The 24,362-nt window shown below is 43.3% G+C and carries 18 protein-coding genes and 1 pseudogene; 13 read left to right on the forward strand and 6 right to left on the reverse strand.

Annotated features, from left to right (window positions below; translation table 11 throughout):
* Positions 1 to 2,876: pseudogene (locus tag L4C39_RS11005) on the reverse strand (hypothetical protein); the annotation flags it as partial.
* 661 nt (positions 2,877 to 3,537) lie between these two features.
* Between L4C39_RS11005 and L4C39_RS11010 the strand changes: the two are divergent.
* The 3 genes from L4C39_RS11010 (at position 3,538) to L4C39_RS11020 (ending at position 6,937) form a co-directional block, all read left to right on the forward strand.
* On the forward strand, positions 3,538 to 4,989 hold the full coding sequence (locus L4C39_RS11010; protein ID WP_429745888.1) for an endonuclease/exonuclease/phosphatase family protein: 1,452 nt from the start codon (positions 3,538 to 3,540) through the stop codon (positions 4,987 to 4,989).
* Positions 4,990 to 5,157: 168 nt separating this feature from the next.
* Complete coding sequence (locus L4C39_RS11015; RefSeq protein ID WP_429745890.1) at positions 5,158 to 6,195, forward strand: endonuclease/exonuclease/phosphatase family protein; 1,038 nt, start codon at positions 5,158 to 5,160, stop codon at positions 6,193 to 6,195.
* A 169-nt stretch (positions 6,196 to 6,364) separates the two neighbouring features.
* The gene (locus tag L4C39_RS11020; RefSeq protein ID WP_017053408.1) at positions 6,365 to 6,937 is read left to right on the forward strand and encodes a DUF2913 family protein; all 573 of its coding nucleotides are present in this window, start codon (positions 6,365 to 6,367) and stop codon (positions 6,935 to 6,937) included.
* Between the two features lie 37 nt (positions 6,938 to 6,974).
* Here the strand turns inward: L4C39_RS11020 and L4C39_RS11025 are convergent, their stop codons facing one another.
* The gene (locus L4C39_RS11025) at positions 6,975 to 7,754 is read right to left on the reverse strand and encodes a substrate-binding periplasmic protein (protein ID WP_429745892.1); all 780 of its coding nucleotides are present in this window, start codon (positions 7,752 to 7,754) and stop codon (positions 6,975 to 6,977) included.
* A gap of 559 nt (positions 7,755 to 8,313) precedes the next feature.
* On the opposite strand from L4C39_RS11025, the gene rbsD reads away from it, so the two are divergent.
* The 6 genes from rbsD (at position 8,314) to L4C39_RS11055 (ending at position 14,502) form a co-directional block, all read left to right on the forward strand.
* Positions 8,314 to 8,733, forward strand: a complete 420-nt coding sequence (rbsD, locus tag L4C39_RS11030) for a D-ribose pyranase (protein ID WP_029203455.1) — start codon at positions 8,314 to 8,316, stop codon at positions 8,731 to 8,733.
* 52 nt (positions 8,734 to 8,785) lie between these two features.
* Entirely contained in the window at positions 8,786 to 10,291 is a 1,506-nt protein-coding gene (gene rbsA / locus L4C39_RS11035; RefSeq protein ID WP_017053411.1) for a ribose ABC transporter ATP-binding protein RbsA, read from the forward strand.
* On the forward strand, positions 10,288 to 11,283 hold the full coding sequence (rbsC, locus tag L4C39_RS11040; RefSeq protein WP_017053412.1) for a ribose ABC transporter permease: 996 nt from the start codon (positions 10,288 to 10,290) through the stop codon (positions 11,281 to 11,283). The genes rbsA and rbsC overlap by 4 nt, the downstream gene beginning before the upstream one ends.
* A gap of 166 nt (positions 11,284 to 11,449) precedes the next feature.
* Positions 11,450 to 12,328 (forward strand): ribose ABC transporter substrate-binding protein RbsB, encoded by an 879-nt coding sequence (rbsB, locus tag L4C39_RS11045; protein WP_017053413.1) that lies wholly within the window; start codon positions 11,450 to 11,452, stop codon positions 12,326 to 12,328.
* A 148-nt stretch (positions 12,329 to 12,476) separates the two neighbouring features.
* Positions 12,477 to 13,397, forward strand: a complete 921-nt coding sequence (gene rbsK, locus L4C39_RS11050; RefSeq protein ID WP_429745895.1) for a ribokinase — start codon at positions 12,477 to 12,479, stop codon at positions 13,395 to 13,397.
* A 97-nt stretch (positions 13,398 to 13,494) separates the two neighbouring features.
* Positions 13,495 to 14,502, forward strand: coding sequence for a substrate-binding domain-containing protein (locus L4C39_RS11055; protein WP_113797809.1), 1,008 nt, complete (start codon positions 13,495 to 13,497; stop codon positions 14,500 to 14,502).
* Positions 14,503 to 14,628: 126 nt separating this feature from the next.
* On the opposite strand, the gene cra is transcribed toward L4C39_RS11055, so the two are convergent.
* Positions 14,629 to 15,765, reverse strand: coding sequence for a catabolite repressor/activator (gene cra / locus L4C39_RS11060; RefSeq protein WP_429745897.1), 1,137 nt, complete (start codon positions 15,763 to 15,765; stop codon positions 14,629 to 14,631).
* Between the two features lie 170 nt (positions 15,766 to 15,935).
* On the opposite strand from cra, the gene fruB reads away from it, so the two are divergent.
* From fruB to fruA, 3 genes are read left to right on the forward strand one after another with little or no spacing between them, the layout of a single operon-like run.
* Positions 15,936 to 17,087 (forward strand): fused PTS fructose transporter subunit IIA/HPr protein, encoded by a 1,152-nt coding sequence (gene fruB, locus L4C39_RS11065; RefSeq protein WP_429745899.1) that lies wholly within the window; start codon positions 15,936 to 15,938, stop codon positions 17,085 to 17,087.
* A gap of 10 nt (positions 17,088 to 17,097) precedes the next feature.
* The gene (pfkB, locus tag L4C39_RS11070) at positions 17,098 to 18,093 is read left to right on the forward strand and encodes a 1-phosphofructokinase (RefSeq protein ID WP_429745901.1); all 996 of its coding nucleotides are present in this window, start codon (positions 17,098 to 17,100) and stop codon (positions 18,091 to 18,093) included.
* Between the two features lie 16 nt (positions 18,094 to 18,109).
* Entirely contained in the window at positions 18,110 to 19,867 is a 1,758-nt protein-coding gene (gene fruA / locus L4C39_RS11075) for a PTS fructose transporter subunit IIBC (protein WP_429745903.1), read from the forward strand.
* Positions 19,868 to 20,105: 238 nt separating this feature from the next.
* On the opposite strand, the gene L4C39_RS11080 is transcribed toward fruA, so the two are convergent.
* From L4C39_RS11080 to hisC, 3 genes are all read right to left on the reverse strand, one after another.
* Positions 20,106 to 21,110 carry a S1 family peptidase gene (locus L4C39_RS11080; RefSeq protein WP_429745905.1) on the reverse strand — a complete coding sequence of 335 codons (1,005 nt, stop codon included), beginning with the start codon at positions 21,108 to 21,110 and terminating at the stop codon, positions 20,106 to 20,108.
* 296 nt (positions 21,111 to 21,406) lie between these two features.
* Complete coding sequence (locus L4C39_RS11085) at positions 21,407 to 22,180, reverse strand: ABC transporter substrate-binding protein (RefSeq protein WP_429745907.1); 774 nt, start codon at positions 22,178 to 22,180, stop codon at positions 21,407 to 21,409.
* A 51-nt stretch (positions 22,181 to 22,231) separates the two neighbouring features.
* A complete protein-coding gene (gene hisC / locus L4C39_RS11090; RefSeq protein ID WP_429745909.1) occupies positions 22,232 to 23,302 on the reverse strand; it encodes a histidinol-phosphate transaminase in 1,071 nt (356 codons plus the stop codon).
* Positions 23,303 to 23,480: 178 nt separating this feature from the next.
* Here hisC and L4C39_RS11095 point away from each other — a divergent pair, with 178 nt between their 5' ends.
* Positions 23,481 to 24,356, forward strand: coding sequence for a LysR substrate-binding domain-containing protein (locus L4C39_RS11095; RefSeq protein WP_429745911.1), 876 nt, complete (start codon positions 23,481 to 23,483; stop codon positions 24,354 to 24,356).
* Positions 24,357 to 24,362: the final 6 nt, after the last annotated feature.

Raw genomic sequence — 24,362 nt, forward strand, 5'->3', positions numbered from 1 at the left:
TCACTCCAGGCATCGTTGTCGTCATCGGTATCCGCGTTATTACCTGTGCCGTCTTTATCAGAGTCGAGGCTTTCTGCTTTGTTATCTGGGAACGCATCTTGTGCATTGTCGACGCCGTCGCCATCACGATCGTTGTCTTCACTGTCGGCAATCAAGTCGCCATCCAGATCCGCAGGCTTGCTGACGGCACTTAATGGATCGCTACCGAGACGCGCTTCGTCGGCATCACTCCATCCATCGTTGTCGTCATCGGTATCCGCGTTATTACCTGTGCCGTCTTTATCAGAGTCGAGGCTTTCTGCTTTATTGTCTGGGAACGCATCTTGTGCATTGTCGACGCCGTCGCCATCGCGGTCGCCGTCTTCACTGTCGGCAATCAAGTCGCCATCCAGATCCGCAGGTTTACTGGCCGCACCAAGTGGATTGGTCCCTAAGCGTGCTTCATCCGCATCACTCCAACCATCGTTGTCGTCATCGGTGTCCGCGTTATTGCCCGTGCCGTCGTTATCACTATCAAGGCTTTCCGCTTTATTGTCTGGGAACGCATCTTGTGCATTGTCGACGCCATCACCATCGCGATCGCTATCTTCACTGTCGGCAATCAAATCGCCATCCAGATCCGCAGGTTTACTGGCAGAACTTAATGGATCGCTGCCAAGACGCGCTTCGTCGGCATCACTCCAACCATCGTTGTCGTCATCGGTGTCGGCATTGTTACCTGTGCCGTCTTTATCAGAGTCGAGGCTTTCTGCTTTGTTGTCTGGGAACGCATCTTGTGCATTGTCGACGCCATCACCATCACGATCGTTGTCTTCACTGTCGGCAATCAAATCGCCATCCAGATCCGCAGGCTTGCTGGCAGCACTTAATGGATCGCTACCGAGACGCGCTTCGTCGGCATCACTCCAACCATCGTTGTCGTCATCCGTGTCCGCGTTATTACCTGTGCCATCTTTATCTGAGTCGAGGCTTTCGGCTTTGTTGTCTGGGAAGGCATCTTGTGCATTATCGACGCCATCACCATCGCGGTCGTTGTCTTCGCTGTCGGCAATCAAGTCGCCATCCAGATCCTCAGGTTTACTGGCGGCACTTAATGGATCGCTGCCTAGACGAGTTTCATCCGCATCACTCCAACCATCGTTGTCGTCATCCGTATCCGCATTGTTACCCGTACCGTCTTTATCAGAGTCGAGGCTTTCGGCTTTGTTGTCTGGGAAGGCATCTTGTGCATTATCAACACCATCGCCATCACGATCGCTGTCTTCACTGTCGGCAATCAAGTCACCATCCAGATCCGCAGGCTTGCTGGCGGCACTAAGTGGATTGGTCCCTAAGCGTGCTTCATCCGCATCACTCCAACCATCGTTGTCGTCATCCGTATCCGCGTTATTACCTGTGCCGTCTTTATCAGAGTCGAGGCTTTCTGCTTTGTTATCTGGGAACGCATCTTGTGCATTGTCGACGCCATCACCATCGCGATCGCTGTCTTCACTGTCGGCAATCAAGTCGCCATCCAGATCCGCAGGTTTACTGGCAGAACTTAATGGATCGCTACCGAGACGCGCTTCATCCGCATCACTCCAACCATCGTTGTCGTCATCCGTGTCCGTGTTATTGCCCGTGCCGTCTTTGTCACTATCAAGGCTTTCCGCTTTATTGTCTGGGAACGCATCTTGAGCATTATCGACGCCGTCGCCATCACGGTCGCCGTCTTCACTGTCGGCAATCAAATCACCATCCAGATCCGCAGGTTTACTGGCCGCACCAAGTGGATTGGTCCCTAAGCGTGCTTCATCCGCATCACTCCAACCATCGTTGTCGTCATCGGTATCCGCGTTATTACCTGTGCCGTCTTTATCAGAGTCGAGGCTTTCTGCTTTGTTATCTGGGAACGCATCTTGTGCATTGTCGACGCCGTCGCCATCGCGGTCGCCGTCTTCACTGTCGGCAATCAAGTCGCCATCCAGATCCGCAGGCTTGCTGACGGCACTTAATGGATCGCTACCGAGACGCGCTTCGTCGGCATCACTCCATCCATCGTTGTCGTCATCGGTGTCCGCGTTATTGCCCGTGCCGTCGTTATCACTATCAAGGCTTTCCGCTTTATTGTCTGGGAACGCATCTCGGTCATCCTCAACACCATCTTCATCTCGGTCTTGATTCAATGTGGCTTGATTGTTCGTTACAGTTAAAACTAATTTTTCTAATGTAACTATTTGACCTCTAGACTCCTGCTTACGAACCTCTTCCCCCAATAACTCTGCCCCTTGAGTAAGTATCTCAAGTTTTTCTGGAGTGTTCATGTCGTCTACTTGCTGTGGCAATAACTGGACTAAAGCTCTAGCACTATCAGCCAATAATTCATTCTTATCTGCAAGGTAATCACTCATAAGATTAGTTTCAGGCTGTGCAAGCAGTTGATTTATTTCTTTTATTGCCTCTGCTTCACTTTTTCCTTCAACCATTTTCGAATCTACGAGAGTAGTAATTGGTGTAACGACTTTAGAACCAGGAGGAGCAGCCATTAAATAGCCATCCCTTAAAGGAATATCTGGATTATCTTCATCGATAGTCTGCCCCGCAATCGTACTCGCCATTACAGGGTATGAAGTTAAGTCGCCGCCAATTTCAGATACATCAATTAAAGCTCGGCCACCTTCTCCAGATATGGCAAAGGGTTCACCGGGATCCCTTAAGTAGTTTCGATTTAGATCTAGCCAAACTTCTGCATTACGTAAATAACCATCTATAGCCTTAATTTCAAGCACTTGTGATGAACTGTTGTTCTGTTCTACCGAGCTACCATCCCAGCAACCAGATAATAATGTCACCAGTGGCATTGTAACCATTGCCATACTGGTAAGCTTAAATTTCATGTAATCTCCCCCCAACAGATCTAAAGCGCCAAATTTGGAATTGAGCACTTAAAAAAATGTAACAAAATGCAAAATATAAACGCGAAAATAGTAACAAAACCAATAGTGTACATTTCGTGACCATGTAGGCATCTAAATCTGCACAAAACGTGCTTAATGCACAGTTTTATAAATTCAATTGATTCTTGATATGCACGAGGTAGAAAGGCAAGCTAAGCATATGAACTTAAGCAACTATAAAGTAATTCATCCATGCTAGAACCCACTAATAGCAGCGGTGGTATAAAAAATTACACAGCATAAAAAAGTGACATTATTTGGATCAACTTCTAATCGAGTACACAGAATGAATTCCTCTACGACCTAGAAAAGGCAGTGATGCGCTAAGGATGAGAGTCACTAGAATTAGCATTTAGAAAAGTAAGGTTAGTTGGAATATCTCCACATATAATTTCATTCAACCTCAAATAAAACATGATAAACAATAGTTAATAATCAATATTTTTTGAGACACCAATCACCCAGCAGTGCGATCTTTGTCTCATTAATAGTGAAAAGTAACATTACAAAAAGTAATAGTAGTGACAAAACTCTCATTTATAAAATCATGCGTTCCGTATTATTCACATGGTTTTCACTCCCCCCTAATTTGAGAATTCTAATGAAACTACTAAAAACTACTGCTGCGCTAGCAATCACTGTCGCTTTATTAGCAGGTTGTAATGATGAAGAAACGGTTAATAACTACTTACCAGAGACTCCTGTAGCCCCAGCTCCGGCTCCCGTTGATAGCGAAGGTCGTATTGCAGCGTTTAACCTTTCTTTTGACCGCTATACATACGAAGACCTTGTGGCAGAAATGAAACTAACGACTATCGAGCAAACCGCTCTAGTCGATGGCTGGAAAGCTGGTACTCTGTCTGATGAAGATAACGCGACGGCACTAAAAGTAATCCAAATTCGCAATGTTGCCGCTATTATCCAAACGGAAAGACCAGCTGCTATTATGATGTCTGAGTTCAATAATGATGGTACAGGCACGAACAATGATGCTCTAACTGGTTTCCGTCTGAACTACCTAGCGGTTCCTCAAAATTCAAACAGTATTGACCAAGATGGTACTGTACTTAAGCCCATTTCATTCCAGTACTTCGCAAACTTCGCGACGAATACAGGTAAACTAAGTGGCTACGATTTAAATAGAGACGGTAAAGTAGCAACAGATGCAGACAAAGGATCATACACTTACGCTAATGATTCATGGGGCTTTGGTCAATACCACGGTCAATATGCATTTGCATTGATGTCTCAATATGAAATAGATAAAGATAACATACGTACTTTCCAAAGCTTCAAATGGAAAGATATGCCAGGAGAAACTAACCCTACAATTACTGATTGTGACGGTGACCCCGCAATTCCTGCTGGTATGGCATGTGGTGACAAATGGTATACTGATGCTGCATGGGCAGAAAAACCAATGTCATCTAAAAACCACGTAGATGCACCAATCATCATAACTAAAGAAGATGGTACTGAAGAAAAAATTCATTTGCTTCTTTCGCATCCAACACCGCCTATTTTTGACAAATTAACAACCAACAACAAGATGCTAAACCGTGCTGAAATTGACTTCTGGGTTGATTACGTAGGTGGTAATGCAAACTACATTTATGATGATAAAGGCGTGACGGGTGGACTTGAGTCTGGTGCTCACTTTATCGTTATGGGCGACCTAAACGCTGATCCACTTAAAGGTGATGGTGACCTAACGGCTATCAACGCACTGATGGATCACGATAAAGTAAATCGCCTAGCGACATTTGGACCTTTAGCTCCAGCTAGTCTTGGTGGTCCTGAATGCCTTGCACTTGGTGAGTGTAAAGAAGCAAACTGGGATACTCCAAATCCTGATCAAGTAACAAGCACAAGTGGTTTACGCCTTGATCACGTTATCCCATCGGCCAATCTCAATATTACTGAGTCAGGAGTACACTGGCCTGCTACTTTCGAATCAGGTCGTCTTCTTGTGAATGATGAACGCGTTGGTAACGGAAACAGCAAAGCTATCTCTTCTGACCACCGTCTGGTTTGGATCAAAGCAGAGCTATAATCATCCAATTTACCTCTACGGGTAATTAAACGATACCAAAGCCTCACGCCATAAACGTGGGGCTTTTTCGTAGCCGTCCAATTTAATTAACAGTTAGCCATACCATTTTCGGCGCATTTCAGTACTATTGTAAACAACTAACCAGAATCTGATTTTGAGAACTGAAATTTGCCTAATCCTGATGCAATCACCTTCACCACCATTAATCTTTTCAATTATGTTGAGCCACCCAATGCTTACTACGATTTTGAAAATATTTTGACGCAAGAAGAGTGGCAAAAAAAACAGAAATGGTTTCACGACAAAATCAGCCAGTTAAATTCTGATGTTATTGGTTTTCAAGAAGTCTTTAGCCCCAACGCACTAGAAAAACAGCTTAACCAACTCGGTTATCCCTACTTTTGTACCGTTGATGAACCCAAAGCCGAAGATGGCTATCTATTCCACTCTCCGGTGGTTGCCATTGCATCACGTTTTCCGATTGTGAAGTGCCAACCTGTAGTATCGGACAATGAGTTCATCGCTCGATTTGAAACGAGCACTGATTTTTCATTTAATCGAATTCCAGTACATGCCAGCATTGAATTGCCTCATATAGGCATTACAGATTGTTATGTGGTGCATTTCAAATCTCAACGTCCAAAAGAACCCATCGAGTTAGAAAATAGAGCAGAGCCAGAACCCATTGCTTATGAAAAAAAACAGCTGAACTCATTACATGATGAACAGTTTGGTTCATGGCTATCCACTCTTCAACGCGGCCTTGAAGCGAATTTACTGCATCGCTACATCACTACTCAAAGAGAAAAAACCGATCAAGCAGTCGTATTAATGGGCGATTTCAATAAGCCCCTATTCAACGAAGAATTTAGTGGCTTACTCTCCTGTGAATTAAGGCGCGATAGATTTAGCCTAGAGTGGCTCGCACCATTTCAACTCAAAGACAGTTGGGATATTTATTGCCAATTGAACGGTGTCGACTTATTAGAAGATAGAGCGCCAACTCATTATTACGGAGCAAAAGGATCGGTATTGGATTACATACTGTTATCTAATGAGTTCGACTGTCATAACTCATCTAATATTCTAGAGGTGGTGAAATATAAGGTAACGGATCAACATATCATCAACCCTAGTTTTGAACACGATCAATTCAGTACCGATCATGCATTAGTTTCAATCACAGCTCAAATTCGACATGCATAGAGAAAACGACCCTGAATGCATTCAAGCTAATCACTCGGGTTATTTTTGTATGACGATTATTTTAGTAGTAAAATGTAACAAACTCAGAAAGAAGATATCATACGCGACTATTATTTTACGCGATTAAGTGTATGATATTTGTTAATTTCAGCACCAAATCGATACGCGAATGAACCAATCCCAATTACTATTAGACATCACGACACACGCCTTATTACATCTGGAATTCAAAAAACTCGACAAACGCCTTTCCATAGCAGAAATCAATAACCTGCTGGTTCAATATCTTAAGCGCATCGCTAAGTCGAATCGATACAAAGCCGTAAGAAAGACCACGAAAAAGTGGCTATTAATTGGCAGACAATCTGGCAGCAATCTTGAGTCCGTGCTAGTCAAAAATAGAGATAATCTCGTCCAAACATGCTCGACCGATTTGTTCCGTTTTGTCGATCTAATTGGCAGAATTGAAACTCAGCTTCGAACTAAAATTCAATACTCCCATGCTCATAATATCGATCTGAATGCACGTTACGGAAAAGTCTTAGTTTGTGTCGTAGATGAAGATTTAACATCAAGTTTTGATGAACATGGAATGATGAGCAAATCGACCCAGATTCTGTTTATCGGAAGCTCAGAACATAAAGAGATGTTTTCAATCATTGTCGACCAGAGCGATCACTTTCAATCCGTCGTGGCTTATGAAGATAAAGAACACCTGCGCGTCGAATTGTTTAGGATGTAATACCATCGACTATTTAATGAAGCCAAAATCGATGGGTTCAATCCACATACTTATGTCGATTTTCAGATAGGACACTATCTCTACTTGAGCCAATGGTGTCCCATACCTGGTTAACTAAATTCGGGTGACTGTCGACAAATTTCTGACCAAACACTAAATAATAGTCCTTCGTGATGATGGCTGGTTGAACCTGCTCCACATCTGGATAGTCATTACTGTTTAAGAAATCTAAAGCTGTTGAATCTTGTACCGCTATTGCTGCTAAACGTTGTAACTTAAGCATTCCAAATAATTGAGACGTGGTTTTAACTTCATAAACCTTAACTTTTCTTTTTTCTAATTCTCTTACAATTGAAAACCCTAAATGGGCCCCCACTTGCTTATTTGTTTGTGTCAGGTTTTCGCCATCCCAATCAAGCGGCTTATTCTTTAATTTATAAAAATAATAGCCTAACGTTGCAACTCGCTTCGTGCTATCAAGTTTACCTTCCACCATTGGATAGCTCGCATATTTTTCACGTTGTGCATTGTGAGAGAGAATAAACGCGCCATCCACTTTCCCCGTTTTTAGGTACTGCAACACCCTTTTGCCAGGTAGACGGACGTACCTCACATTGATACCCAACTCGCTCATACTTTTATTTATGAGATCTATTGATAAACCCGGAGGGTCAGCAACATCTCGGCCGCTTCCCATCTGAAATGGGTAAGATTGTGTATCTGAATAAGCAAGAATTATCGTTTCAGAGGCCAAAGACAGACCAGAAAAGAGAGAGACGGATAAGGCAACCCAAAGTTTCAAACCATTATTAATCATAAGCCCCCCCAACTATCTTATTGATAGAACAGAATATATCCTTAAAGTACAATTATCTCCACCCAGTAGATAAAGATAACTCATATAATACTGACTTTATTCTGACAAACTCCCCAACGGGTCACAATATTCGCTTGTAAATTAATATTTTATAAAATGATCATTAATTGAATATTCGAGTGTTTTCTTGGCTAAGCTTGAGCAACAGGCATCTCACGTTAGATTCTATGTCTATTAGCTTTAACATGGCGAATATCTCCCTCTCTTCACCGATTTCAAGTCACCTCACGCCGATGTATAGCTTTTGAACGTACTCTTTAGAGATTTTTATCTAACGAAATATGAAATTCGCTCGCTCTACTGACAAAATCATCAGTGATGAATATCACCTTTTTTGCCCTCATCGAAACGTATCGATGACAAAGATCACACATTCACATTTCGTGATGTGCAAATTATAAAATCAACGCTATTATCACCATCGAAACGTATCGATGGGCATTTTTCGAGCTATCTCAAACTCATTAACTCGGACCATCTACACTTTAAAGGTCGTAATATGAAAAAAAGTACCCTACTCAACTCTGAAATGTCTTTTTTGGTGGCGACTCTTGGCCACACCGATGAAATCACTATTTGCGATGCTGGATTACCGATTCCGGATTTTGTTCAACGTATTGACCTCGCCCTCACCCATGGCGTTCCAAGCTTCATTGACACGGTAAAAGTCACGTTAGACGAATCGCAAATTGAAGGCGTTATCATCGCAGAAGAATTTTCCAAGGTAAGCCCAGATCTTCACGGCTTGCTTATTGAAGAACTTAAGGCAGAGGAACTACGTTGTAAAAAAACCATCACCATTGCTTACCTACCACACGAAGAGTTCAAAGCCCGCACAGCAGAGAGCCGAGCGGTAATAAGAACAGGTGAATGCACTCCCTACGCCAACGTGATTTTTCAAGCCGGTGTGACCTTTTAATGCTTGGCTTAATTCACCAGAAAATGAAATTCGCTAACGTTGAGGACCAAAAATGACTCAAGCAATTTTAGAACTAGATTCCATTGAAAAAGCATTCCCTGGCGTTAAAGCACTCGATAAAGCCAGCCTGAATGTTTATCCCGGCCGAGTAATGGCACTTATGGGAGAGAATGGAGCTGGTAAATCAACCTTAATGAAAGCGCTAACTGGCATCTACGCGATGGACGCAGGGAGTATTCAATATCAAGGGCAACCTGCATCATTTAAAGGTCCGCGAGACTCTCAACAAGCTGGTATCAGCATTATCCACCAGGAGCTGAACTTAATTCCTGAGCTGACAATCGCAGAGAATATCTTCCTTGGTCGAGAGATCACCGGAACGATGGGTCGTATTCTATGGAATGAGATGTACCAAGCGGCAGACAAATTACTGGCTCGCTTAAATGTTAAGCACAGCTCAAAAACGCCATTAGGTCATTTAAGCCTTGGTGAGCAGCAAATGGTCGAGATTGCTAAAGCGCTGTCATTTGAGTCTAAGGTCATCATCATGGATGAACCCACCGATGCACTGACCGATACCGAAACAGAGTCGTTGTTCAAGGTCATTAATGAACTAAGAGCAGAAGGGTGCGGTATTGTTTATATTTCACACCGTTTGAAAGAGATTTTTGAGATTTGCGATGACATCACCGTTTTACGTGATGGCAAATTCATTGGTCAACGCACCGTTGCTGAAACCGATGAAGATATGCTTATCGAAATGATGGTTGGACGTAAGCTAGACGAACAATATCCACGCATTAATGCCGAACACGGCACCGTTTGTTTAGAAGTTAAAAATCTATGTGGCTCCGGTGTTAATAATATCAGCTTCACGTTAGATCACGGTGAGATCCTCGGTATTTCAGGTTTGATGGGTGCAGGTCGAACGGAATTAATGAAAGTCATTTACGGTGCACTGCCCTATGAGTCTGGTGAAATTAGACTGCACGGCAAAACCATCAACCCCATAAGCCCTCAAGATGGGTTAGCAAATGGCATTGCTTATATATCTGAAGACAGGAAAGGCGATGGTCTCGTACTTGGTCTTTCCGTCAAAGAAAACATGTCCATTTGTGCGCTTGATAAGCTCACCAAAGGAATGCAAATCCAACATAAAGATGAAGCCATTGCTGTTGAAGATTTCATAAAACTTTTCAATATCAAAACGCCAAGCCGCGATCAGATCATCGGCAACCTTTCCGGTGGTAACCAGCAAAAGGTTGCAATTGCAAAAGGGTTAATGACTCGTCCCAACGTATTGATTCTCGATGAGCCAACTCGTGGTGTTGATGTCGGTGCGAAAAAAGAGATTTACCAACTGATCAACAAATTTAAAGCCGAAGGGATGAGCATCATTCTAGTTTCATCTGAAATGCCTGAGGTATTAGGCATGAGTGACCGTATTTTGGTTATGCATGAAGGGCACATAAGTGGCGAATTTGAAGCAAAAGATGCCAACCAAGAATTACTACTGGCGTGCGCAGTCGGTAAAAAGATTAACGAGGAAGCAGCATGAGTAGCAAAACAATGAGCAAGACAAACTCAGATACTGAAAAAAACATGAAGAAACCACTGATTAGCAAAGAGTGGCTCATTGAGCAGAAATCACTTATCGCTCTTATTTTTCTGATTGTCGTGGTTTCATTTTTGAACCCTAACTTTTTTACTCTCGACAACATTCTCAACATTCTTAGACAAACATCCGTTAACGCTATTATTGCCGTCGGTATGACACTGGTTATTTTAACAGCTGGTATCGATTTAAGCGTTGGCTCTGTACTTGCGCTTTGTGGTGCATTTGCGGCTAGCTTAATAGGAATGGAAGTGCCCGTTATTGTTGCTGTTCCTACCGCATTGTTAGCTGGCGCTGCACTCGGTGCAATCAGCGGAATCATTATTGCCAAAGGTAAAGTGCAAGCTTTCATTGCCACACTCGTCACCATGACTCTGCTTCGCGGTGTCACTATGGTCTACACCGATGGCCGCCCTATCTCGACGGGTTTTACTGATACTGGCGATGCGTTCGCATGGTTTGGTACCGGTTACGCTCTTGGCATTCCTGTCCCTGTATGGCTGATGGTGATTGTGTTTGCTTCTGTCTGGTATCTGCTTAATCACACTCGCTTTGGTCGCTATGTTTACGCGCTAGGTGGAAACGAATCTGCCACTCGCCTTTCTGGTATCAATGTTGATCGCGTGAAAATTGGTGTTTACGCCATCTGTGGTTTACTTGCTGCATTAGCAGGGTTGATCGTGACCTCACGCTTGTCATCCGCCCAACCGACCGCTGGTATGGGTTACGAACTTGATGCAATTGCCGCGGTTGTTCTCGGTGGCACAAGTTTAGCCGGAGGTAGAGGCCGGATCATGGGAACGCTCATTGGCGCTCTTATCATCGGTTTCTTAAACAATGCACTGAACTTACTAGACGTCTCTTCTTACTACCAGATGATCGCGAAAGCGGTGGTTATTTTGCTGGCAGTATTAGTCGATAACAAAAACAAATAGCAATATAGATAACATTATTAATAAATGGTTCTTTTCTAACGAGAAAGATTGAAGTTACTCGTTAGAAAGCAGGCAACACTCTTGATAACATAACGACGATAACGACGATAACGACGATAACGAACTGGGTTTAACCTAGATCACCCCTACTACAAGGATTTTAACGATGAATAAATTAGCTACTCTAATTTCAGCCGCTGTTCTTTCTGCTTCTGTTAGTGCAACAGCACAAGCTCAAGATACTATGGCAATCGTACTTTCGACGCTAAACAACCCTTTCTTCGTAACAATGAAAGATGGAGCTGAAGCAAAAGCAGAAGAGCTAGGCTACAACCTTATTGTTCTGGATTCGCAAAATGACCCAAGTAAAGAGCTTTCAAACATTGAAGATTTGACGGTTCGTGGCGTGAAGGCAATCCTGATTAACCCAACGGATTCAGACGCCGTATCTAACGCGATTCGTATGGCTAACCGCTCTAAGATCCCTGTATTGACTCTTGACCGTGGTGCAAGCCGCGGTGATGTCGTGAGTCACATCGCTTCTGATAATGTTATCGGTGGTGAAATGGCGGGACACTTCATCATGGAAAAAGTAGGTGAAAAAGCGAAAGTCATTCAATTAGAAGGTATTGCTGGTACTTCTGCGGCTCGTGAACGTGGTGAAGGTTTCATGAACTCAGTTAAAGGCAGCCATATGGAGCTACTTGCAAGCCAGCCAGCTGATTTTGACCGCACTAAAGGCCTTAACGTAATGGAAAACTTGCTTGCAGCAAACCCAGACGTTCAAGCCGTTTTCGCTCAAAATGATGAAATGGCATTAGGTGCGGTTCGCGCGGTTCAAGCGTCGGGTAAAGATGTGATGATCGTTGGTTTTGACGGCACCGATGACGGGATTGCAGCGGTAAATCGCGGCATTCTAGCAGCAACAGTTGCTCAACAACCTGACATGATTGGTTCTTTAGGTATTGAGATTGCAGATAAAATCCTAAAAGGCGAAAAAGTAGAAGCGTACATCCCAGTACCTCTAAAAATTATCGCTAAATAATCATTAGCGCATCGATTAGCATTTTCGCTAATCGAAAATAGTGAGGGGAAATGTCCCCTCACTTTTCAGAGTTGATTGGTGTGACACTTAGCTGGCTAGGTTGCACACCAATAAACTTTTCCATACGATATATCTCAAGGTTCGTATTATGAATAAACTCGTTGTTTTAGGTAGTGTTAACGCCGACCATGTCCTTCAAGTTCCATCTTTCCCTCGTCCTGGTGAAACTCTTGTTGGTGCTAATTACCAAGTAATCCCAGGTGGAAAAGGGGCAAATCAAGCCGTCGCAGCAGCACGTTTAAACGCAGATATCGGATTCATTAGCTGCGTTGGAGATGACTCATTTGGCAACAAGATTCGGAATGAATTTGCCAATGATGGTATTAACATTGATGGCGTGATCGTAGCTGAGAATACGCCAACTGGTATTGCGATGATTCAAGTATCAGCGGCAGGCGAAAATAGCATCTGCTTATCTCCAGAAGCCAACGATAAACTCACAGTAGATCAAATTGCGCAACACTCAGACAGCATTCGCAATGCTAAATATCTACTGACTCAACTGGAGACTCCAATTGAAGGCATTGAATATGCGATTGAGATTGCCAAACAAAACAAGACAAACGTGATACTCAACCCCGCTCCTGCTCAGCCTCTTTCGGACAAGCTGTTATCGTGTATCGATGTGATCACGCCTAACGAAACGGAAGCTGAAGTACTAACAGGCATTACCGTTACCGACAATGAATCAGCACAGCTTGCCGCCAATGCGCTGCATTTAAAAGGCATTGAAATTGTGATGATCACACTTGGCGCAAAAGGCGTTTGGTTAAGTCAAAATGGACGTGGTGAATTGATCTCGGGATTCAAAGTAAAAGCGACAGACACCACAGCTGCTGGAGATACCTTTAATGGTGCATTAGTGACTGGTTTAATTGAAGAAATGTCTTTAGAATCAGCGATCAAATTTGCACACGCGGCAGCGGCTATTTCTGTCACTCGCTTTGGAGCACAAACCTCTATACCCAATAGAGAAGAGACAGACATTTTCTTAAAAGCGCAAGGGTAATATAACCACTGCTTCAATGTTTACTCCCTTCAATGAGCGACTCTTATTTTACGCTCATTGAACAGAGCTTTAGACATACATTTACAAGGATCGATTCATGGCAACAATGAAAGATGTAGCAAAACTGGCCGGGGTATCTTCTTCTACCGTCAGTCATGTCGTCAATCGCTCTCGCTTTGTCAGTGACGAAATCGCTGAACGCGTCAACAATGCCGTCAAAGAACTCAATTACGCCCCTTCAGCTCTAGCGCGTAGTTTAAAAGTAAAATGTACAAAAACCGTTGGCATGCTAGTCACAACCTCCACCAATCCATTTTTTGGTGAAGTCGTAAAAGGCGTTGAACGTCGCTGTTACGAAAAAGGCTACAACCTAATTTTATGCAATACAGAAGGTGATGACGAACGAATGAAAGCATCCATTGATACGCTGCTGCAAAAGCGTGTTGATGGGCTGATGCTGATGTGTTCAACCCTTGAAGGTCAACAAATTGATGTATTTAGCCGCTATCCTGATTTACCAGTGGTGGTGATGGACTGGGGCGAGATATCATTTGCGAGTGACAAAATTCAAGATAATTCTCATCAAGGGGGCTATCTAGCCACTCAGCATTTAATCAAGCAGGGTCACCGTCAAATAGGGTGTATCACTGGGCCGCTTTTTCGCAGCCAAGCATTGTCACGCTATCAAGGTTTTCAGCAAGCAATGGCCGAAGCTGAAATAGAGGTGAACCCTGATTGGATAGTAGAATCCAACTTCGAATGCGATGGCGGTTTCGATGCTTTTCACCATTTACAAGCAAACGGGCCACTGCCAAGTGCCATATTCGTTGGCAACGATATGATGGCGATGGGCTTGATTAATGCCGCATCTGAGGCCAACGTTCACATTCCCAATGATCTTTCAATCATTGGCTATGATGACATTCGCCTTGCAAAATACATGACTCCGTCACTCACAACTATCCACCAGCCTAAATATCGATTAGGTCAATCAGCGGTTGATGCCCTGCTCTATCGCCTAGAAAACCCCGATGACGAACCACAGATAGTGCAATTGGATCCGAGTTTGGTTGAGCGTAAAAGCGTTAAAAATGTGAACGCCTAACCAGAATTTATCAACTAATATCGGTCACTTCACTCCGAATAACAGAACCTCTAATCATTCACCAGCCTTGATTAGAGGTTTTTCAACCACACACCTAATTTCGTACTATATTATTGGCGCGAATGATTATCGGCGGACAATGATCTCTCGCGGTACCAACTCCACTCCGGCTTGATAACGCTTCGCGGAGGCATTAAGAGCAAGGGCTAAAGCGCTGTCTGCAATCACTTCAAACTGCTGAGGCAAAGAATTTATTTTGGTCGGTAGAAAATCCAATAAGCGATTATCACCAAATGTCGCAAGTTTGATCTTTTTCATTAAATCTGGATGTTCTAGCAAAACATCGAGCATCCCTTCTAGTAAGGTATAAGATGTCGCGACAATCGCATCAGGAATTTCTCCTCTCTTCACCCACTCATTCAACACGCTCTTACCAGCCTCACGATTGAAGTGTTCTCCATAACCAATTTGAGCTACTTTTGACTGAGCTTTCAATGCTGACTCAAAACCTTGTTGACGCTCACGAGAGATATTCAAATCTGGTAAAGCTCCAATCAACCCAACGGTTTCTACTTCATCGGTTAACAGCGAGTGTGTTAATTCAAACGCAGCACCGAAATCTTCACTGATCACACAGCAAAAGTGCTCGTCATCTAATGGACGGTCAATCGCAATGACGGGGGTACCTGAGTTTTGCAGTTTGAGATAAAACGCGTTGGCGTCAGGTATCGCACTGGCCACAAATAGCGCATCGATTCGACGACTAACCAAAGCTTCTGCCACTTTCATTTCCGTTTCAGGATCATCATCTGAGCAACCAATCAAAATTTGGTAGCCCGCTTTACGCGAATTTTGCTCCAATAGTTTGGCTAAACGAGCGTAACTGGTGTTCTCCAGATCCGGAATAATCAAACCAAAAGAACGGCTATTACCCGCACGCAGAGACGATGCGGCATGATCAGGGCGATAGTTATGCTCCTCGACAACGGCCATGACTTTCTTCTGTGTTTTTTCACTGATCCGGTACTTTTGAGCTTTCCCATTGATCACATAACTTGCTGTCGTTTTTGATACACCTGCCAGCTTTGATATTTCATCCAGTGTCATATGGATAACCCTTATTCTGTGCGACGGATCATATAAATTCAGATCCGATCTTTTGATAAGTTGAATTATACGCTGAATCGATTCAGTATAAAAGCTGAAAGGATTCAGCAAAAGCCAAAATGATTTTTCAAACACAGTCTTTGTAAGATCATCCATACGGTTAACAGCATTATGCTTATTTCGATAAAAAAGCGTTTGCTGAATTTTTTTAAAATTTTTGCTGAAACGATTCAGCTAAAGTTAAGCAAACATCAATCAGTCGTCTGTTTAACGTTGCGAACATCGTTGAAACTAAAACTAATACAGCGGAAACGCTAAGAGGCCACATGTTGAAATTAACAAGCCAAGACATCACCCTTCTTCAATCTGCTACTGATAAGTTGACGGCGATTGTTGCGATTGCCGCTGATTTAACCTCGAAAGGTTTCGTCTCAGACGGCTACATTGACGGTATGATCAATCGAGAAAAACAAAATTCAACCTTCCTCGGAAACGGCATTGCAATTCCACACGGCACAACGGATACCCGAGATTTAGTCAAACAAACTGGCATTACCGTCCACCATTTTCCTCAAGGTGTTCAATGGGGAGACAACAACACCGTTTATGTTGCTATCGGTATCGCGGCCAAATCTGACGAACACTTGGAAATTCTCAAGCAACTGACCAAAGTGCTGTCCGATGAGGGTATCGAAGAGTGCCTAAGATTAGCGAAAACAAAAGATGAGATTATTGCCATCCTCAATGGTCAAGCTCAGCTAAATGTCGATTTTGATGCGTCGTTGATTCAGCGCCTTTTTCCAGCAAGCGATATGATTCAAATGAGCGCGGTAGCAGGTGGTTTACTCAGTAATACTGGTTGTGCTGAATCTGAATTTGTTGCGGAACTTGTCACGAAAAAGCCGACACATTTAGGAAAAGGCTTATGGCTTGTCAGCAGTGATAAAGCCGTCAAACGCACAGGTATCTCATTTGTCACCACCGCGAATGATTGCAACTACCAAGGTGAGCCAGTTAAAGGGTTAATCGCCATCGCAGCTTGTAATCATGCCCACAAAAATGCCCTCAACACGATCGGACAACTGGTGTTCAATCAGCAGCAAGAGACATTACTCAATGCTGATACACCACAACTGTTAACCATCTTCAACAACAACGAAGTTGATACATCAACGGAAGACGAACCATCAAGTCTCCCTAGTGATAACACTGGCATATTCAAAATTAAAAATGTCCATGGTTTACATGCTAGACCGGGCGCCATGCTTGTTGCTGAAGCGAAGCGGTTTGAATCAACTATCAAAGTTGCCAACCTCAATGGCGATTCAAAACCTGTCAACGCAAAAAGCTTAATGAAAGTCATTGCGATGGGCGTTCGACACGGCCATGAACTTCAATTTACTGCGGAAGGTGCGGATGCGCCTCAAGCCATAGAAGCCATTGGCCAAGCGATTTCTGCTGGTCTTGGTGAAGGTTAAGGGGCCACAAATGACAAACTCAATTCAGGGAAACTCAACTCGAACCCCAGAGAAGCAAACCAAGGTTGTGACGATCACGCTTAACCCAGCACTCGATTTAACGGGAAGCCTCGACACTTTCAATCTTGGCTCCGTTAGCCTTGTCAATCAAAGCTCGCTTCATGCAGCCGGCAAGGGCGTAAATGTAGCAAAAGTATTAAGTGAGCTTGGAGCAAAAGTCACCGTCACAGGCTTTCTAGGCAGAGATAACGAAGAGTTGTTTTGCCAACTGTTTAACGACATCGGTGCAAAGGATCAATTTATTCGTGTGAATGGAGCGACTCGAATTAACGTTAAGTTGGTTGAACAAAGTGGTGGTGTCAGCGACATCAATTTCCCAGGCGTCACCGTTACGCCTAACGACATAAAACAGTTTGAACAGACATTATTTGGCCTTGCCGACGATCACGAATACTTTGTGCTTGCAGGCAGTCTACCCAATGGGATCTCACCAGAACTTTGCGCATCTTGGATTAAACAGCTTCACCAAATGGGTAAAAAAGTTCTATTTGATAGCAGCCGTGATGCTCTCGCAGCGGGTTTAAATGCACAGCCTTGGTTGATTAAACCTAACGATGAAGAGCTTTCTCAATTCGTCGGTCGAGAGCTAAAGACTCCGATTCAATGTCAGCAGGCCGCGTCAGAGTTAGCACAAAAAGGAATCGATAACATTGTGGTTTCGATGGGTGCGGAAGGCGTGATGTGGTTGAACCAAGGTGAATGGCTACGTTCTTACCCACCCAAAATGAAGGTTGTAAGTACCGTTGGCGCTGGCGATACGCTCGTTGCAGGACTTTGCTGGGGCCACATGCAAGCCATGAACAAAGATGAATTACTCATTTTTTCTACCGCTTTATCTGCACTAGCCGTTTCGCAGGTCGGCGTGGGAATAAAGAGCCAACAAGAGCTCGACAATACACAGAAACAAATCAAACTTGAATCGCTTAGCCTCGCGGCGAGCCAATAAGACAAAGGTCAACATTATGAATATTTCTATTATTACCGCTTGTCCGAGCGGCGTAGCAAACAGCATTATTGCCGCTGGCTTATTAGAACAGGCGGCTAAAGCACTGAACTGGAACCCAACAGTCGAGTGTCAATCCACTGTTATGCCTACAGAAGCGCTAACCGACAACCAAATCGCCACGGCTGATGTTGTGGTTATCGCGGCTAACACACCTGTAGATACCTCTCGCTTTGTTGGTAAGAAAGTTTATCAAGCTGAGATTTCTCAATGCACTTCAGATCCAAAATCTTTTTTGCAAAATGCCATCAATCAAGCCGAAGTATTAACCGAAGCCACTACTCTGCCGACATCTACATCTGTTGAATCTGAAACTGCACTGAATAGCAACCAAAAGAAAATTGTCGCAATCACAGCATGCCCAACAGGTGTTGCCCACACATTCATGGCAGCAGAAGCATTAGAAAATGAAGGGACACGCTTAGGCCATCATGTCAAAGTCGAAACCCGTGGTTCGGTTGGCGCTAAAAACCAACTGACTGATCAAGATATTGCAGACGCCGATCTAGTGATTATCGCCGCCGATATTGAAGTACCTCTTGATCGCTTTAACGGTAAACTTTTGTACCGTACAAGTACTGGGCTTGCTCTGAAAAAGACCGAGCAAGAGATCACAAAGGCATTGGCTGAAGCGACCACTTACACCCATAGCGGCAAATCATCTGATAGTTCACAAAATGATGAAAAGAAAGGGGTATACAAACACTTAATGACTGGTGTTTCACACATGCTTCCTGTTGTGGTAGCTGGTGGTTTGATTATCGCGCTTTCATTCATTTTTGGTATCGAAGCCTTTAAAGAAGAAGGGACATTGGCCGCTGCACTTATGACCATCGGTGGTGGTTCAGCCTTTGCTCTGATGATTCCGGTATTGGCTGGTTTTATTGCGTTCTCCATTGCAGATCGCCCAGGTTTAGCTCCGGGTTTAATTGGTGGCATGTTAGCAAGCTCAACTGGTGCGGGCTTCTTAGGTGGCATCGCAGCCGGTTTTATCGCGGGTTACTCAGCGAAGTTCATAGCCGATAAAGTCTCTCTTCCACAATCAATGGAAGCGCTTAAACCTATTCTTATCATTCCGTTTATTGCGAGTTTGTTCACTGGCCTTGTGATGATTTACATCGTCGGTGGCCCAGTATCAAGCATCATGTCTGCTATGACGGACTTCCTCAATAACATGGGAACATCAAACGCGGTTCTACTCGGCATTATTCTTGGTGCCATGATGTGTTTCGACCTTGGTGGTCCAGTAAATAAAGCGGCTTATACGTTTGGTGTTGGCTTATTGGCTTCACAAACTTATGCACCGATGGCAGCGATTATGGCGGCAGGTATGGTTCCAGCATTAGGTATGGGCCTTGCGACATTCCTTGTAAAAGAGAAATTTGAAGCCGGTGAACGTGAAGCAGGAAAAGCCTCTTTCGTGCTTGGTTTATGTTTCATCTCTGAAGGTGCGATTCCATTTGCAGCCAAAGACCCAATGCGCGTCATTCCTGCATGCATGGCTGGCGGTGCGTTAACAGGTGCTCTGTCTATGTTATTTGGCGCTCAGTTAATGGCTCCACATGGCGGGTTGTTCGTCCTACTCATCCCAGGTGCTATTTCACCAGTTCTGATGTATTTAGTGGCCATTGCAGCAGGTACAGCCGTAACAGGGTTTGGTTACGCATTCCTAAAAAGCAGAGCTGACAGTAAAGAGAAGTCTATCTCCGCAGCATAAAGAGTAAACTTCAGAATTCATTATGCCCTCCCCCGTAGGCATTAACACCTCCCGAATTGTGGAGGTGTTTTTTTATCTCTCGATCTATAAATAAGCCAGCTATGAATAAGGCTGCATCAATGTCTTCCTAGCTTTAAAGTTTTTAAGACTCAAACTCACAAGCAACAAAAAAGCCTGCGGCAATAATGCAGCAGGCTTTAAATGTTATTTCAGAGCAATTTGATTAAGGTCGATATATTTATCGTTGTTGTTTTCTAAACAGTCCAATGAAGCCAAGTGCGAACACACTCCATAGAGGTAAGCTCCCACCACCGCCACCAGAGCTTGAATCAAAGAAGGCTTGACGTTTTGCATCAGTCGCGACAAATTTTGGAGTCTCATTGCCGCTAACGACACTATTGATCCAACCTTTATAATCGGTGATTTCAGTAAATACTGACGTAACATTCGCAGTTGGATCGCCACAAGTTGTTGGCCCGAAACTGGTTAAACCCACTTGTTTATAAGTGCCTCCATCATTCCAATACACTGGCCCACCAGAATCACCTTGGCAAGTTGCATTAGAAAGGCCAGTCAAAGCACTAAAATCGCCATCAAAACAGATTTGTTTTTCCGTTAATGATGAGCCCGCAAGAAATACGTTTGCACAGGTTGAATTAACTACGTATTTCAATTCTGTTTTCAATAAATTCTTACTACTATCAACACCAGTCTTGGTATTTCCATGCCCAACAGCCACAAACGAATTTGCTACAGTGCGGTAATTTTCATTATCCGCAAACTCAGCTATTCCATTAATCGAGTCAATATTCAGCGCAGAGTCTAACTTTAATATCGCAATGTCATTACGCCATAAATTTTCAGCCCCATGTTTATAGTCTGAACGGTAAAAAATTTCACTGACACGTGCGCTTTGAATGTTACCATTTGGAAAGTCATCTTCCTTTTGCAGCTTAGGCACCACAACAGTAAACAGCTTCGATCGCTTCCCACTTGTATCGTCACCGTATACACAATGCGCCGCAGTCAATATGTATTGTGGAGCTAATACTGTCGCACCACAATATGACCAATAGTCCGATTCATTCCCTGTAAACTCCCTTGCATCAATAAACAAACTCGCCATTGATGGAAATGTATCTACCGACGCAGACGTTCCGTTAACGATATATGGTTGTACTTCTACATCCGCCATACTGACTGCCGAACAACACGCTAAAGCGAGAAGTGTCCATTGTTTCATTTCATCATTCCTTCTTATTGTCTGAAACGATAATACCTTTTTACATAAATGATATGAATCGATTTTACAAAATCATCAAGATTTTCGAGGCGGAGCACATATTATGCGCAATATAAGTATTTTTAAATGAACCAATTATCGAAAATTCGTTAATGTCTAATTAATCAATAGGTTATAGTTCACACTAATCTCTATCAAAAATTCAATCGCAGTTAAAGATTAGCCCCATAAAAAGCAAAAAACCAATCCCGCTGAGATTGGTTTCCTTTATCACTTACCATACAGCAAACGATGATTTACAAGTCAGCACCATAAATATCAAATGTGAAATATTTATTGGCAATTTTATCGTAGGTGCCATTGGCTCGAATCTTCATAATTGCGTTGTTAAATTTTTCAGCCAGCGCTTTATCTTTAAGCCTTAACGCTAAAGCGGTTCCTTCCCCGATATAAGCTTTATCAGTGACCGCTTTCCCTTTAAATTCAAACCTTTTTCCCTGCTCTTTCTCTAAAAAAGCGAGAGCTAATTGATCGGAATTGCCAAAAGTTGCATCCAAGCGTCCACTTGCAAGATCTAAATACACTTCATCTTGTCCTGTATAACGCTTAATTTTTGCAACATCATCAAATTTATCAGTCACATAGCGATCATGAATAGTACCTTGCTGAACACCGATGGTTTTTCCTGTCAAACCTTGCGAATCAATTGAGAACGACTCCGTCGAACTGGCCACAAAACGAGCAGGGGTTTGGTAATATTTATCCGTAAACAAGACTTTGCGTTTACGTTCGTCAGTGATCCGCATCGATGCCATAATCACATCCGATTTACGAGCCAATAAACTTGGAATCAATGCATCCCAACTTTGAGATACCCAGACACACTCAAGCTTTGCTTCTGAACACAAAGCATCAGCAATTTCGATATCAAATCCGACTGGCGTACCTTCGCTGTTTTTGTAATTAAAAGGTGGATAAGTAAAGTCTGATGCTAAGCGTATCTCTTTTGCTTGAACTGCTGAACAGAGCATTGCCGCTGCGCATGTAAGACCTAGAGCAAGTTTCTTCATTAGAAATTCCTTTTATAATGACTATTCTATCTACTGATTACTGATTACTGATTACTGATTACTGACGTGATTTTGTAGTACCTTGAGCACTTCGGCCATGCTTTCTTTGGTGCCTATAGTGATACGAATACAGTTCCTAAGTGCGGGTTCATGCCCTTGATTTCGGGTCACAATGCCATTGCTTAACAAGAGGTTAAATAAATCAAATGATTCTGAAACTCGAAGCAATACAAAGTTCGTTGCAGAAGGGTATATCTTCTCTATGCATTCAAACTTTTCGAGTTCTTTAATAAACCACGTTTTAACATCAATCAATTCATTCGTTGAGGTTGCAATGGTTTCTAAACCTTCCTGAGATAAGGCTTGCAAGACGATTTCGGCTACACAATCTGGCATAGGGTACGGTGGGATAAGCTTTGCCACATATTCCATGACGCTTTCATCCGCGAGAATGAACCCACAGCGCACCGCCGCAAGACCAAACGCTTTCGATAACGTTCGAATAACCACAAGATTTGGATACTGTTCGATAAGAGAAACCACGCTGGTTTTCATTTCAAACTCGATGTACGCCTCATCTACCACGACAATCGCATGCTGTTGAGTCGCGTCGAGTACTCGAATGATCTCTTCTTTCGGGATCACGTTACCTGTTGGGTTATTCGGTGAACACAAAAATACAAGGTTGGCGTTATGTGATTGCTCAATCACGGCTTCTACGTTTAAATTGAAGCTATCAAGTAGAGGAACTTGAATCGTCTCTATCGCTAATGCATCAGCACAGAACTCATACATCGCGTAAGTCGGCGGGCAGATCAAAACTCTGTCTCTTCCGGGCTGACAAAAAGTTCGGATCAGTAAATCAATGGCTTCATCCGCACCTCGAACAGCCACCGTAGGGCTATCTATCTGACAATATGATTGGTAGGCAGCAGCAATATCATGAGGAAGAAAATCAGGATAGCGATTGTAAGCTTGCACTGACGAACCATACTGTACTGGTGTCTCAAGTTCATTAGCGTTCAACCAAATACGGCCAGCGCCACCAATACGTCTAGCAGATTGATAAGGTATTAATTTTTTTACCGCCTCCGGTACTAAGCAAGATGCTAATGATGACAATACAAATCCCTCTTCATAAATATTTACTCATTTATTGAGATTTTTCACTCAATAACACGGCTTATTACTTACTAAAAATGCACACTAACGATTCCATTACGCTATTCAAACAAATAGACATTGATATTTGAATCGAAAAAAACGCATACTAGCCATGCATTTTTTTGATGGCTAACTTATGAATAAACCACTTCCCTCGACGAAAACACTGCAATCTTTTCTTGCGACCGCTCATCACCTCAACTTGACTCATGCCGCCAAGGAGATGAATTTAACACAAGGCGCAATTAGTCGGCAGATTCAAAGTTTGGAGCAGCATGTAGGCATTGATCTTTTTTATCGTCATGCAAGAGGGCTATCCCTCACACCTAAGGGGGTTGAGCTTGTTCCGTTAATTGAAGAGACCATCTCACAGCTCAAAAGTGCACTCTCTCAAGTCTCGTCCTCCCCAGATCACATTAAATTGAATGCTCCTAGCTGCATTACGTCATGGCTACTTCCAAGACTAATGAGCTTTCAACAAGCCTTTCCGGACATTGATGTTGAATTGACGTCAACCATCAAACATCGCTTCGAACCGAACTTCGATCCTTTCGATGCTGTGATTGTTTTTGGTCAACCTCCTAAACAAAAAGCACTACAGAGTGATCTATTATTCGAAGAAAAACTCACGCCGATCTGCCGACCTGAACTAATGACAGAGATTGAGCAGAAGAAGGCGCTCACCCCAGAAGATTTCACTCAATTTACTTGGTTGCACGCCAATGCCGCTCAAAGTGACTGGGCAATCTGGTTGAACCATGTCGGCAAAGCTAATTTACAGAGTAAGCAGAACCAACACTTTGCGACGCTAGATCAAGCAATGAATGCAGCAGTTCAAGGGTTTGGAATAGCAGTAGGTGATATCACTTTAGCGGAGCAAGACTTATTACTGGGAAGAGTCGTTTCACCTCATCCACAAACGGTGCTGTCGGGAAATGGGTATTTTCTCATTCAACCAAAAAACAGACAGAATCATTCACTGTCAATGCTGGTGGATTGGCTGCTGAAATAGAGGGCG

The organism is Vibrio clamense, from assembly GCF_050337905.1.
Taxonomy (GTDB): domain Bacteria; phylum Pseudomonadota; class Gammaproteobacteria; order Enterobacterales; family Vibrionaceae; genus Vibrio; species Vibrio cortegadensis.